This window comes from Pseudomonas sp. SP16.1 (assembly GCF_052682975.1).
In genome coordinates, this window is sequence record NZ_JBQYFZ010000001.1 from 4349253 (window position 1) to 4361472 (window position 12220).

Sequence of the window (12220 nt, forward strand, 5' to 3'; positions counted from 1 at the left end):
TTCTGGATAGGAATGCGCCCCGCCGGGCGGTTGGCGAATGGTTGGCGATAGAGGTGTCCGCGACAATTTCGCGGGTCGAGGCGAACTGACGCGAGTTGATGCTAGAATCGCGTCATTCGCGTCAGCTGGAACGACCATATGTCCGATGCCCTCGGCGCCAACCTGAAACTGCTGTGCAGCCACTACCGCTCGATCGCCGAGGTCTGCCGCAAGCTGGCGCTCAACCGCGCCCAGTTCAACCGCTACCTGGCCGGGCAGAGCCGGCCCACCGCGCACAACCTCAAGCGCATCTGCGACTTCTTCGGCGTCGAGCCGTACGAACTGGCGCTGCCGGCCGAGCAGTTCGCCCGCCTGGTCGGCGCGCGCGGGCCCGATGCCCAGGCGCAGGTCGGCAGCGACCCGCTGCTGGAGCTGTTCGCGCCGCTGCGCCAACAGGCCAGTTCGCTGCAACGCTACTGCGGCTACTACTTCGAGTATTCCAACTGCATGTCGGTGCCGGGCCAGGTGCTGCTGTCGCTGGTGCACCTGCGCGAGGAGCGCGGCAACTACCTGCTCGAGCGCCACGAACGGCAGGAGCGCCAGGAGCGCACCCGCGGCGATGCCGAGGACTGGGTGCGCTGCCGCTACCTGGGTGCGGCCTTCTATCTGCAGGACCGCCTGTTTCTGGTCGACTACGAGTCGCTGACCGGCAACGAGATGAGCCAGACCATCCTGATTCCCAGCTTCAAGAGCCGCATCACCCGGCTCAACGGGATCAAGACCGGCGTATCCAGCGGCGACCGGCGCACTCCGGCCTGTACCCGCGTGGTCTGGCAGTACCTGGGCCATGAGATCAACCGGGTCAACGCCTACCGCCAGCTGATGCTCTACGCCCCGGACGATGCGCGCATCGACGACGACATCCGCCAGCGCCTGGCCGGCGCGCAGTTGCGCGACGGGCTGTTCGAGATGGAATGACTTTTATTAAACAGCTGAATTTAAAGAGATATTTTTTGTCTGCTGTGGCTGTAGCGGGCACTTTTGTCTATGGTGCGCGCCCCCCTTCCATAGCCGAAGTCCTTTGCCATGCTCGATAGCACCCTCGAACAACTCGAACGCCTGGTCGCCGAACTGCTGCAGCAGAACCAGCAGCTCAGCCGCGACAACCAGCAGCTACGCGCCAGCCTGACCAAGGCCGGCGAAGACAACGACGCCCTGCAACTGCAGGTGCTCGAACAGGAAGAGCAGCAGAGCCTTGCCGCAGCCCGCCTGCAGGCGCTGGTACAGCGCGTCAACGACGGCCGCGTCCAGGCATGAGCCGCGAGGGCGTGCGCGTCCTGCACCTGTTCGGCCGCGACTACGCGATCAGGACGCCGGCCGGCGAGGAACAGTTGCTGCAGCAGGCCATGGCCCTGCTCGAAGGGGAGATTGCCAGCAACGGCCGCCGCTATCCCCATGCCCGCGGGCAGGAACTGCTGCTGCTCAGCGCCCTCAACCTGTGCGCCCGACAGCTCCAGCAAAATGCGACAGGCGATACCGAGAGCCGCCTGCAGGCACTCAACCGGCAGATCCTCAGCCACCTTCGCGACGGCGCCTGATGCGGCGCTACATCCGCTCGGCCAGTTCGTGCTCACGCGGGCTCGCCGAGGCGGCCAGACCTTCGCGCACCCCGGCCCGGTCGGCCGCCGAGCGGTTCTGGCTAAGCTTCCACTTGCCCTCGATGCGGCGGATCGGCAGGGCGAAGCCGACGATGGCGCGCAGCATGGCGTCGATGTACTCGCGCGGCGCGGCGCTCACCGCCCAGGGCTGCACGCGGCCCTGTTCGTGGCGCTCGCTCAGACGGCTGACCAGTTGCAGCAGGCGCTCGGGCTCGTCGAATACCTCGGCCCGACCCCAGGCATGCACGGCGATATAGTTCCAGGTCGGTACCACCTTGCCGTGCTCGGCCTTGGCCGGATACCAGCCGGGATGCACATAGCTGTCCGGTCCGCTGAACAGCGCCAGCGCCTCGGCGCCGCCGGCCAGGTCACGCCAGTGCCCATTGGCGCGGGCGAAATGGCCGTAGAGGGTACCGAACTCGCCCTCGCCCGGCTCCAGCAGCAGCGGCAGATGGCTGGCCTGCAGGCCCTGGGCGCCGCTGCTGGTGAGCAAGGCCAGGCCGCTGGCCTCGATTTGCTGATGGAGCTGGGCCAGATCGTCCTGGCGGAAGGCGGCGGGGATGTACATGGTGGCGTCTCCTGACGTGTTGAAGCCATGCTAGGCAGGATATTGGCTCGATGTAAGATCCAATCATGAGCAATTTCGTAGAGCCAATTGGAGCCCGCATGGCCAGCAAACCCGCGCTGCCATTCGATCTGTCCGGCATCCGCCTCGAACCTGGTCATGGCCTGGCGCGCCAGCTCTACCAGGCCCTGCGCGAACCCATCCTCGATGGTCGCCTGGGTAGTGGTACGCGCCTGCCCGCCAGCCGCGAACTGGCGACGCTGCTCGGCATCTCGCGCAATACCGTGACCCGGGCGCTGGACCAGCTGTATGCCGAGGGCTATGTGGCCGGGCGCGTGGGCGACGGCACCTATGTGGCGGAACTGGCCTGCTCCCGTCCCGTGCTGCCGTCCGTCGCAAGCCGGCCCGCCCCCAGCCTGCCCTTGCAGCGCCTGCACACGCACCACCTGCCGTCGCCACCGAGCGGCGCGCCGCGCGCCTTCCGCATCGGCGTGCCGGCCTTCGACCTGTTCCCCTTCGACACCTGGGCGCGATTGCAGGCAGGCTTCTGGCGCAAGCCGGCGCCGGCACGGCTGGGTTATGGCGACCCGGCCGGCGACCCGGAACTGCGCAGGCTGATCGCGGCCTACCTGCGCAGCAGCCGCGGCCTGGCCTGCGATGCGCAACAGGTGCTGATCACCTGCGGTTCGCAGCAGGGCATCAGCCTCTGCGCTCAGCTGCTGATCCAGCCCGGCGACCGTGTGGCGGTGGAGAACCCCGGCTACCGCGCCGCCGGTCATGCCTTCGCCGTGGCCGGCGCGCAGCTGTGCGGGATGCCGGTGGACCATGACGGCCTGGACGTCGCCGCGCTGCAGCGCCTGGAAAACTGCCGGCTGGCCTATGTCACCCCCGCGCACCAGTACCCCACCGGGGTAACCCTGTCGCTGTCCCGACGCCTGGCCCTGCTGGAGTGGGCCGAGCGCGAGGACGGCTGGATAATCGAGGACGACTATGATGGCGAGTACCGCTACGCCGGCACGCCGCTGGCGCCCCTGGCGGCGCTGGATCGGCAGCAGCGGGTGATCTACGTCGGCACCTTCGGCAAGCTCGCCTTCCCGGCGCTGCGCCTGGGTTATCTGGTGCTGCCGCCAGCGCTGGCCGAGGCCTTCGCCCGGCGCCTGGCGCTGGACATGCGCCATACGGAAATCGGCACCCAAGCGGTGATGGCCGAGTTCATCGCCGCCGGGCACTTCCAGCGCCATGTGCGGCGCATGCGCCAGGCCGCGCGCAGCCGGCGCGACGCCTTGCTCGCGGCGTGGCCAGCGCCGATTCCTGGGTGCTCGCCGCTGCCCGCGGTGGATGCCGGCCTGCACCTGAGCATCAGGGTCGAGACGCTCGCCCGGGAGCACGAGTTGATCGGCGCCGCCCATGCAGCCGGCGTCGAGATGAACGGTCTGAGCGACTACTGGCTGCCCGGCAGCGAGACGGCCGAGGACGAACGCGCCGGTCTGGTGCTGGGCTTCGCGGCGGTGCCCGAGGAGCAGATAGCCGAGGCCCTGCGGCGGCTCAGGCAGGCCTGGCGGTTGTAGGGCCTGGCTCCGTGGGCAGGCGGTGCTCACGGCCTAGGCGGCCCCGCGACACCCTACGCCGCTGATTCGCAGGCAAAAAAAGACGGCCGAAGCCGTCCCAGAGTGGAGAGGCTGGTGAGGCCTCCTATGAAAGTCGTTACTCAGGCGGCGTTGTCGCTGTTGTAGATCTCGCGATCCAGCTCCTTCTCGCTGCGGCTATAGCCGCCAGGCGCGGTTGCTCAACACAGCTCGGGGTTTGTCGCGCAGCTGCCGTAGCCTTCGCTGCGCATCTGTTCCAGCGCCGCCTGCAGGCGCTCGACCACTTCGTCGGGGGTGTCCTTGTTCAGCGCCAGGTAAAGCTGCGAGGTTTCCAAGCTGAGCACTGTTTGCAGATCATCGGCACCCTGCTCTTTGGCATAGACGCGCCACACTGGATCGGAAGTAGCCCACAGGTCGATCTGCCCGCGTTGCAGCTTGCGGATATTTTCCTGGTCTCGCAGGGCGTTATGCAGGGTGAAGCCCAGGCGCTCCAGGTGCTGGCTGACCGCCGCGCTCTGGTAGGCGCCGATGCGGTAGGCCTTCGCCTGTTCCAGGGTGCTCAGTTGCGGGTGGCTGTCCTTGAGACCGACCAGCACGCTCTGGTACTGGGCGATAGGCCCGACCCACTTGAACAGCGGCTTGCGCGCCTCGCTCATGGAGGTGGAGAACAGGCCGTGGTTGGCCGTGGTCATGGTCCGTTGGTAAATGCGATCCCAGGGGAAGCGCAGAGTCAGGCTGTAGTCGATGCCGGCACGCTTGAACATCTCGCGCACGGTGTCGGCACTGATGCCCCGGATCTGCGCATCACGGGCAAAGTTCTTGCCGTGCTCGGCCATGTTGAAGGGCGGGAAGTTTTCCGTCAGCAGCACCATCTTGTAATCGGGCGGCAAGGCAGCCTGACTCAGGGGGCTGAACAGCAGGCCCAACAGCAGAACCGCCAGGCCGTTGCCACATTTGTTCCAGAGGTGATGAAGAAGCTGCAACATGGGTTTTCTCCCTTTTTATTGTTGTCAGGAGTGCATCGCCGGCCGCCCTTGTAAGGCACTGCCGGCGATGTCACGGGAGTTGCTATAAGGAAGCCCGCTTGGTCAGCGCGGTGGCGAAGGGATGTGTGCCGACATAGGACGTCGTCACAACGCTGACCAGGCGGGCTGTTCGGTGCCAGGGGCTCAGGGGTTGCCTGCTGCCGCCTGCTGTAACCGGACCAGGGGCTGATGTCGGTAGACAATCAGTCGCCGTAGCCACTGGCATTGCTGTTACTGCGCGTTGTCGCTGTTGTAGATCTCGCGATCCAACTCCTGCTCGCTGCTGCCCACCAGGGTGGTGGTCATCAGGTCGCCGGCGACGTTGACCGTGGTACGCGCCATGTCGAGGATGCGGTCGATGCCGGCGATCAGCGCCACGCCTTCCAACGGCAGGCCGACCGAGGTCAGCACCAGACCGAGCATGATCAGGCCGGCGCCGGGCACGCCGGCGGTGCCGATGGAGGCCAGGGTGGCGGTGAGGATGATCATCAGGTACTGGCCGGCATTCAGGTCGATGCCGAAGGCCTGGGCGATGAACAACGCCAGCACGCCCTGGTAGATGGCGGTGCCGTCCATGTTGATGGTGGCGCCCACCGGCAGCACGAAGCCGGCCACGCCTTGCGACACGCCGAGGTTCTTGCGCGCGCATTCGATGGACACCGGCAGGGTGCCGGCGCTGCTCGAGGTGCTGAAGGCCACGGCCAGCGCCGGGGCGATGCCCTGGAAGAAGCGCAGCGGGCTGAGACGGGCCAGACCGCCGATCAGGCCGCCGTAGACCAGCAGCATGTGGGCGATGCTGGCCAGGTAGATCACCCCGATCACGCTCGCCAGCGGCAGCAGCACCTCGATGCCGTGGGCGGCGACCACGCCGGCGATCAGCGCGAACACGCCGATGGGCGCCAGGCGCATCACCAGGTCGGTGAGCTTGTAAAACACCTCGGCCAGGCTGTCGAACAGCTTGACCGCCGGGGCGGCCTTGTCGCCGATCAGATTCATGCTCACGCCCAGGGCGATGGCGAACACGATGATCTGCAGGATGTTGCCCTCGGCGAAGGCGGTGACCGGGTTGGTCGGCACCAGGCCCACCAGGATCTGCACCAGCGAGGGCGCCTGCTTGGCCTCCTCGCTGCCGCTGGCGACCATGTGCATGCCCTCGCCGGGGCTGAACAGGGCGCCGAACGCCAGGCCGATGCTCACCGCGAAGGCGGTGGTGATCAGGTAGATGGCGATGGTCTTGACGCTGATGCGGCCGAGCTTGGCGCTATCGCTCATGGCGGTGATGCCGGCCACCAGGGAGACGAACACCAGCGGCACGATGAGCATCTTGATCGCGTTGAGAAACAGCGCGCCGATCGGCGCCAGCGCCTGGGCGCCGCCCTTGAACAGCATGCCGACGGCGACGCCGAGGGCCAGGCCGACGAGATCTGCTGCCACAGCGGCACGCGCGCAAGGAGGGAGAGGGAAGCGGTATTGCTCTGACTCATGGTTATCACCCGGATTGTCATTTTTGTGGGGCCGTCTGCGCGGCCTTGAGCGGTGCCGCCCGGCAGGCTAGGGCGGAAAGCAACGCGCCGCACTCGAAGGAGGGCGGCGCGGATGGTGCTCGGTGGATCAGCCCTGCAGCGGAACCAGGCGCGGGGCGATCATGTTCTCGGGACGCAGGATGTCGGCCAGGGTGGCCTCGTCCAGCAGTTGCTCCTCACGCACCAGCTCCAGCACGCCGCGCCCGCTTTCCAGGGCGACCTTGGCGATGCGGGTGGCGTTCTCGTAGCCGATATAGGGGTTGAGCGCGGTGATCAGGCCGATGGAGTTCTCCATCAGCGCACGGCAGTGCGCCTCGTTGGCGGTGATGCCGTCGATGCACAGCTCGCGCAGCATGTCCATGGCGCGGGTCAGCAGGCGGATCGAGTCGAAGATCTTGTAGGCGATCAGGGGCTCCATCACGTTGAGCTGCAACTGGCCGCCCTCGGCCGCCATGGTCAGCGCCAGGTCGTTGCCGATCACCTCGAAGGCCACCTGGTTGACCGCCTCGGGGATCACCGGGTTGACTTTGCCCGGCATGATCGAGCTGCCCGGCTGACGCGCCGGCAGGTTGATCTCGTTGATCCCGGTGCGCGGGCCGCTGGAGAGCAGGCGCAGGTCGTTGCAGATCTTCGACAGCTTGACCGCGGTGCGCTTGAGCATGCCGGAGAACAGCACGAAGGCGCCCATGTCGCTGGTGGCCTCGATCAGGTCGGCGGCCGGAATCAGCGGATGGCCGCTGATCACTGCCAGGCGCTTGACCGCCAGGGCCTGGTAGGCCGGGTCGGCGTTGATCCCGGTGCCGATCGCGGTGCCGCCCAGGTTGACCTCGGTGAGCAGGGTCGGGGCGAGCAGCTTCAGGTGCTGCAGGTCTTCGCCGAGAGTCGTGGCGAAGGCGCGGAATTCCTGGCCGAGGGTCATCGGTACGGCATCCTGCAGCTGGGTGCGGCCCATCTTCAACACGTGGCCGAATTCCAGGCCCTTGGCGGCGAAGGACTGGATCAGCTTGTCCAGCGCGCTGAGCAGGCTGTCGTGGCCGAGCAGCAGGCCGAGGCGGATGGCGGTCGGGTAGGCGTCGTTGGTCGACTGCGCCATGTTCACGTCGTTGTTCGGGTGCAGGTGCTGGTACTGGCCCTTCTCATGGCCCATGGCTTCCAACGCAATGTTCGCGATGACTTCATTCGCGTTCATATTGGTCGAGGTGCCGGCGCCGCCCTGGATCATGTCGACCACGAACTGCTCGTGGAACTCGCCCTGGATGATGCGCGCGCAGGCGGTGCTGATCGCCGTGTGCTTGGCGGCGGACAGGTGGCCCAGCTCGCGGTTGGCGTCGGCCGAGGCCTGCTTGACCATGGCCAGGCCGATCACCAGTTTCGGGTAGTGCGACAGCGGCACGCCGGACAGGCGGAAGTTCTGCACCGCGCGCAGGGTCTGGATGCCGTAATAGGCATCGGCAGGGACTTCGAGGGTGCCGAGCAGGTCTTTTTCGACGCGAACAGATGCAGCAGAGGACATGATAGTGATGGCTCTTGGGAAGTACGGCGAACGCCGCGATGCCCATAGACTATGGGCTCAGCCCCTATCCCGACCAATGCCGTTGCTTGCTGCCCTATGCACAATCGGCATAATTCAGGCGTGACGTCCTTACCTATTCGGACGTGTAGCCCGGAGCTGATCCGGGACCGGGAGGCAGGCCATTCCCCGAATTGCATCCGGGCCAGGGAGTTCGACCGGCGCAGGGCGGATGAGGCAAGTGACGCGCGGCCCAATGCGGCGATGACGCCGGGAGGCGTGAACCGGCAGGGTCATGCGGGTTTGAACTGGCGAGGCCCTCGGGGCCGCTCGGCGCGAGCCGTTGCCACGGCTCGCGCTGGCTCTGCGGCAGGGCGGCTAGGAACCGCTCGGGATCGCCCGGTTGCGGATCAGGTAGCAGAACTCGGGGGTCTTGCTGCAGCCGCTGTAGCCCTCGGCGATGATCTCGTTCATCGCCTGCTGCAGGCGCTCGACCACCTCGTCGGGGGTGTCCTTGTGCAGCGCCAGGTACAGCTCGGCGGTGTTGAGGGTCAGCGCGGTCTTCAGCCCGGCCACACCCAACTGCTTGGTGTAATAGCGCCATGCCGGCTCTGCGGTGGCCCAGAGGTCGATGTCGCCCTTGAGCAGGCGCTGCAGGTTGTCCTGCTCGTTCAGGGCGCTGTCGACGCTCAGCCCCTGGCTTTCCAGGTAGGCATTCAGGGCGCCGTTGCGGTACACCCCGACTCTGTAAGCCTTGGCCTGCTCCAGACTGTCGAGCCGCAGCTGGTTGTCCGCCGCGCTGAGCAGCACGCGTTCGTAGTGCGCGAGCGGGCCGACCCACTTGAACTGCGCGCGGTTCTCCTCAGTGCGCACGACCGAGAACAAGCCATGGTTCGGCGACTTCAGGGTGTCGCCGTAGATCCGGCTCCAGGGCGAACGCAGGGTCATGCTGTAGGCGATGCCGGCGCGCTGGAACATGTCGCGCACGGTGTCGGCGCCGATACCCTGGATGTCATCGCCGCGGGCGAAGCGCTTGTTGCCCGGGGCCATGCTGAATGGCGGGAAATTCTCGGTCTGCAGGATGATCCGGTAGTGATCGGGCAGCTCGGCATGCGCCGTAGCGGTGAACCCCAGGACCAGGCCAACCAGCAGGAAAGCGCGGCGCAACTTCTCCATGATTTCGGCTCCTCAAGGTACTTCTTGTTGTTTGGGCGGCATTGTAGCGGCAATGGCGGGCAAGGGGCACGCCGCCAGGCTATGGTGCGCGGCTAGCGCTTAAGGCAGGATGACCCGGTAGCCGCCGAGCGGCCAGGCAGCGACCGGTGTACCGCTGCTGGTCCATTACGAGAGAAGCCGCGCAATCGATGAACCTGGAAACCAAATGGCTGGAGGACTTTATCGCCCTGGCCGCCACCCGTAGTTTCTCCCAGGCGGCGGACAAGCGCTTCGTCACCCAGCCGGCGTTCAGCCGGCGCATCCGCAGCCTGGAGGCGATGCTCGGCCTGACCCTGGTCGACCGCAGCTGCACGCCCATCGAGCTGACCGAGGCCGGCCGCTTGTTCCTGGTCACCGCGCGCAGCCTGGTCGAGCAGCTCGGCGAGGTGGTGCGCCACCTGCACAACATCGAGGGCCAGCAGGGCGAGGTGCTGCAGATCGCCGCCGCCCACTCGCTGACCCTGGGCTTCTTCCCCGAGTGGATCGCCCGTCTGCGCCGCGAGGGCCTGCCGCTGAACACCCGGCTGGTGGCGACCAACGTCGGCGAGGCGGTGCATTCGCTGCGCGAGGGCGCCTGCGACCTGATCCTCGCCTACTACGACCCGGACGCCGCGCTGCAGATGGACCCGCAGATCTTCCCCTCGCTGCACCTGGGCAGCACCTCGATGCTGCCGGTATGTGCGGTGGACGAGGCCGGCGCGCCGCTGTACGACCTCGACGACGGGCAGAGCGTGCCGCTGTTGGCCTACAGCGCCGGCGCCTTCCTTGGCCGCTCGGTCAACTTGCTGCTGCGCCAGCGCGCGCTGCGTTCGACCACGGTGTACGAAACGGCCATGGCCGACAGCCTCAAGAGCATGGCCCTGCAAGGCATGGGCGTGGCCTGGGTGCCGCGGCTGTCGGTGACCGCCGAGCTGGCCCGCGGCGAGCTGGCCATCTGTGGCGGCGAGCACTGGCAGGCGCCGCTGGAGATCCGCCTGTACCGCTGCGCCCTGGTGCGTAAGGCGGCGGTCAGGCTGCTGTGGCGCAAGCTGGAGGGTGGTCTGGCCATGTAGGGCGCGGGGAGAGTCGGATGCCCGGTGCGCACGGCGCACCCTGCGGGGCCGCGGTCCATCCGTAGGGTGTCGCGGGGCCGCCTAGGCCGTGCGCACCGCGGGCGACCGGAATGCTCGACACCCCGCGTCATAGCGTTCCGGTGCGGCCGGATGGCGACAATGCCGCGACACCCAACCGGCCGTCCAGGAACTCCAGCACCCGCCGGGCATAGGCCTCCGGCTGGGCGACATAGGCCAGGGTATGCTCGGCGCCCGGCACCTGCCAGAACTCGCAATGGGTGGTGGCGGTCAGCGCTGCGTACAGTTGCTGGCCGTCCGCGAGCGGAGTGTGGCGATCTTCCTCGCCGTAGATCAGCAGCAGCGGCGGGCGGCCGACCAGGCGCCGCGCGGCATGCAGCGGGCGCAGGCGCCGCTCGCCGGCCGGATAGAGCAGGCGGCTGAGCTGGATGCCCAGGCGCGGCAGCGGATAGGGCCGCCAGAAGTGCAGCAGGGTGGGGAAGGCCGACTCCAGCACCGCCGCCTTGAACGGATGCTGCGCCAGCGCCAGGGCGCACAGGCCCATGGCCGCGCCCATCGAGGCGCCGAGCAGCGCCACCGGCAGGTCCGGGAAGCGCGCCTGCAGCGCCTGGCCGGCGGCGAGCACGTCGAGCGGGTAGTCCATGGTGGTGGAACTGCTCTCGCCGAAGCCGTTGAGGTCGAACAGCATCACGTGATAACCGGCCGCGCGCAGCAGCTCGGCATGCCCGTGCTTGAGCCAGAAGCCCTTGGCCGCGGTGCCCATCGGGTGACACAGCAGCACCGCGCCGCGCACCTGCCCCGCGCGCGCCTCGCCCAGCAGCGCGGCCAGGTTGGCCCCCGATTCGCTGGTCAGCGCCAGGCGCTGTCAACGTGCTGCATCGACCTGCTCGGGCCAGCGCCAGGGCTTCATGAAACGTCCGAAAAAGGGTTTTTTGAAGAGCCGGTAGGCTGTATGTTTCATCGCCGCTATTCTCCTGCCTGATGGGTCGCGGGCCGCCAGTGCGCCCGGGTGAGGCCATGCTAGGAAGCGCGGCGGCGCCTCACCATGGGCAAAAACGACCAATAACAGGCGGATAATTCCGCCAGCGGGGCGGGAAGGATGAAGGTCACGGTGGTGATGGCCGAGCGCTGCTCGGCCACCAGCGTCTCGGCGGCGCTGGAGTTTCTCGAATGCGCCAACGTGCTGCAGCGCTTTCTCACCGGCGACCCGGCGGCGACCCCGTTCGAGGTGTACAGCGCCTCCCTCGACGGCGCCCCGGTCGAGTGCACCGGCGGCCTGCGCCTGACCCCGCAGCGGGCGCTGGGCGAGGTGCCGCACAGCGATCTGGTGATAGTGCCCGGCTTCATGTTCAACATACTCGGCGTGCTGCCGGCCCTGGAGCCGCTGAGCGCCTGGCTGCGCGAGCGCCATGCGCAGGGCAGCTACATCGCCAGCATGTGCACCGGCGCCTTCGTCACCGCCCAGGCCGGCCTGCTCGACGGACGCCGCGCCACCACCCACTGGATCTTCAGCGAGCAGTTCGCCCGGCGCTTTCCGCGGGTGCAGCTGCAGACCGAGCGTAGCGTCACCGACGACGGCCAGCTGCTGTGCTCGGCCGGCTCGACCACCGGCAGCGACCTGCTGCTGCACATCATCCGCCGCTTCGCCTCGCCGCAGCTGGCCATCGAGTGCTCGAAGAAGCTCCTGGTCGACAGCGCCGAGCGCCTGCAGACGCCCTACATGAGCGCCTCGTTCAACAAGGCGCACCAGGACGCCGAGGTGCTCAGGGTGCAGATCTGGCTGGAGAAGCACAGTGCCGAGCGCATTGCCCTCGACGAGGTCGCCGCGCGCTTCGCCCTGAGCCCGCGCCATCTGATCCGCCGCTTCAAGGACGCCACCGGGCAGACGCCGGTGCAGTACCTGCAGAACCTACGGCTGGAGCGGGCCAAGCACCTGCTGGAAGCCAGCCAGGAGAACTTCGAGCGCATCACCCAGCAGGTCGGCTACGAGGACGGCAGTTCCTTCCGCCGCCTGTTCAAGGAACGCGTCGGCCTGTCGCCGGGCACCTACCGGCGACGCTTCAACCGCCCGGCCTGAACGCCCGCCAGC

11 protein-coding genes and 1 pseudogene are annotated in these 12220 nt (G+C 67.5%); 6 read left to right on the plus strand and 6 right to left on the minus strand.

Annotation, left to right across the window (positions count from 1 at the left end; all coding sequences use genetic code 11):
- Nucleotides 1-138: 138 nt before the first annotated feature.
- From ACUTAF_RS20520 to zapA, 3 genes are all read left to right on the plus strand, one after another.
- Nucleotides 139-957: a helix-turn-helix domain-containing protein gene (locus ACUTAF_RS20520; RefSeq protein WP_445581696.1), complete on the plus strand. Its 819-nt coding sequence runs from the start codon at nt 139-141 to the stop codon at nt 955-957.
- Between the two features lie 108 nt (nt 958-1065).
- Nucleotides 1066-1296, plus strand: coding sequence for a hypothetical protein (locus ACUTAF_RS20525; protein WP_445581697.1), 231 nt, complete (start codon nt 1066-1068; stop codon nt 1294-1296).
- Nucleotides 1293-1577 (plus strand): cell division protein ZapA, encoded by a 285-nt coding sequence (zapA, locus tag ACUTAF_RS20530; RefSeq protein ID WP_445581698.1) that lies wholly within the window; start codon nt 1293-1295, stop codon nt 1575-1577. The genes ACUTAF_RS20525 and zapA overlap by 4 nt, the downstream gene beginning before the upstream one ends.
- 7 nt (nt 1578-1584) lie before the next feature.
- On the opposite strand, the gene ACUTAF_RS20535 is transcribed toward zapA, so the two are convergent.
- Nucleotides 1585-2205, minus strand: coding sequence for an FMN-binding negative transcriptional regulator (locus ACUTAF_RS20535; protein ID WP_445581699.1), 621 nt, complete (start codon nt 2203-2205; stop codon nt 1585-1587).
- A gap of 98 nt (nt 2206-2303) precedes the next feature.
- Here ACUTAF_RS20535 and pdxR point away from each other — a divergent pair, with 98 nt between their 5' ends.
- On the plus strand, nt 2304-3770 hold the full coding sequence (gene pdxR, locus ACUTAF_RS20540; RefSeq protein WP_445581700.1) for a MocR-like pyridoxine biosynthesis transcription factor PdxR: 1467 nt from the start codon (nt 2304-2306) through the stop codon (nt 3768-3770).
- Nucleotides 3771-3988: 218 nt separating this feature from the next.
- On the opposite strand, the gene ACUTAF_RS20545 is transcribed toward pdxR, so the two are convergent.
- From ACUTAF_RS20545 to ACUTAF_RS20560, 4 genes and pseudogenes are all read right to left on the minus strand, one after another.
- Nucleotides 3989-4774 (minus strand): substrate-binding periplasmic protein, encoded by a 786-nt coding sequence (locus tag ACUTAF_RS20545; protein WP_445581701.1) that lies wholly within the window; start codon nt 4772-4774, stop codon nt 3989-3991.
- A gap of 270 nt (nt 4775-5044) precedes the next feature.
- Nucleotides 5045-6297, minus strand: a pseudogene (locus ACUTAF_RS20550) (dicarboxylate/amino acid:cation symporter).
- A 127-nt stretch (nt 6298-6424) separates the two neighbouring features.
- Nucleotides 6425-7849: an aspartate ammonia-lyase gene (aspA, locus tag ACUTAF_RS20555; protein WP_445581702.1), complete on the minus strand. Its 1425-nt coding sequence runs from the start codon at nt 7847-7849 to the stop codon at nt 6425-6427.
- Nucleotides 7850-8224: 375 nt separating this feature from the next.
- On the minus strand, nt 8225-9022 hold the full coding sequence (locus ACUTAF_RS20560; RefSeq protein WP_445581703.1) for a substrate-binding periplasmic protein: 798 nt from the start codon (nt 9020-9022) through the stop codon (nt 8225-8227).
- Between the two features lie 188 nt (nt 9023-9210).
- Between ACUTAF_RS20560 and ACUTAF_RS20565 the strand changes: the two genes are divergently transcribed.
- Nucleotides 9211-10113 carry a LysR substrate-binding domain-containing protein gene (locus ACUTAF_RS20565; protein WP_445581704.1) on the plus strand — a complete coding sequence of 301 codons (903 nt, stop codon included), beginning with the start codon at nt 9211-9213 and terminating at the stop codon, nt 10111-10113.
- A 127-nt stretch (nt 10114-10240) separates the two neighbouring features.
- On the opposite strand, the gene ACUTAF_RS20570 is transcribed toward ACUTAF_RS20565, so the two are convergent.
- Nucleotides 10241-10924 (minus strand): alpha/beta hydrolase family protein, encoded by a 684-nt coding sequence (locus ACUTAF_RS20570; RefSeq protein WP_445581705.1) that lies wholly within the window; start codon nt 10922-10924, stop codon nt 10241-10243.
- A 306-nt stretch (nt 10925-11230) separates the two neighbouring features.
- Here ACUTAF_RS20570 and ACUTAF_RS20575 point away from each other — a divergent pair, with 306 nt between their 5' ends.
- Nucleotides 11231-12208, plus strand: a complete 978-nt coding sequence (locus tag ACUTAF_RS20575; protein WP_445581706.1) for a GlxA family transcriptional regulator — start codon at nt 11231-11233, stop codon at nt 12206-12208.
- Nucleotides 12209-12220 lie beyond the last annotated feature (12 nt).

Excerpts from the sequence above, each read along its gene's own strand:
- ACUTAF_RS20520 (WP_445581696.1), top strand. The coding sequence starts at position 139 with ATGTCCGATGCCCTCGGCGCCAACCTGAAACTGCTGTGCAGCCACTAC.
- ACUTAF_RS20525 (WP_445581697.1), top strand. The coding sequence starts at position 1,066 with ATGCTCGATAGCACCCTCGAACAACTCGAACGCCTGGTCGCCGAACTG.
- zapA (WP_445581698.1), top strand. The coding sequence starts at position 1,293 with ATGAGCCGCGAGGGCGTGCGCGTCCTGCACCTGTTCGGCCGCGACTAC.
- ACUTAF_RS20535 (WP_445581699.1), bottom strand. The coding sequence starts at position 2,205 with ATGTACATCCCCGCCGCCTTCCGCCAGGACGATCTGGCCCAGCTCCAT.
- pdxR (WP_445581700.1), top strand. The coding sequence starts at position 2,304 with ATGGCCAGCAAACCCGCGCTGCCATTCGATCTGTCCGGCATCCGCCTC.
- ACUTAF_RS20545 (WP_445581701.1), bottom strand. The coding sequence starts at position 4,774 with ATGTTGCAGCTTCTTCATCACCTCTGGAACAAATGTGGCAACGGCCTG.
- aspA (WP_445581702.1), bottom strand. The coding sequence starts at position 7,849 with ATGTCCTCTGCTGCATCTGTTCGCGTCGAAAAAGACCTGCTCGGCACC.
- ACUTAF_RS20560 (WP_445581703.1), bottom strand. The coding sequence starts at position 9,022 with ATGGAGAAGTTGCGCCGCGCTTTCCTGCTGGTTGGCCTGGTCCTGGGG.
- ACUTAF_RS20565 (WP_445581704.1), top strand. The coding sequence starts at position 9,211 with ATGAACCTGGAAACCAAATGGCTGGAGGACTTTATCGCCCTGGCCGCC.
- ACUTAF_RS20575 (WP_445581706.1), top strand. The coding sequence starts at position 11,231 with ATGAAGGTCACGGTGGTGATGGCCGAGCGCTGCTCGGCCACCAGCGTC.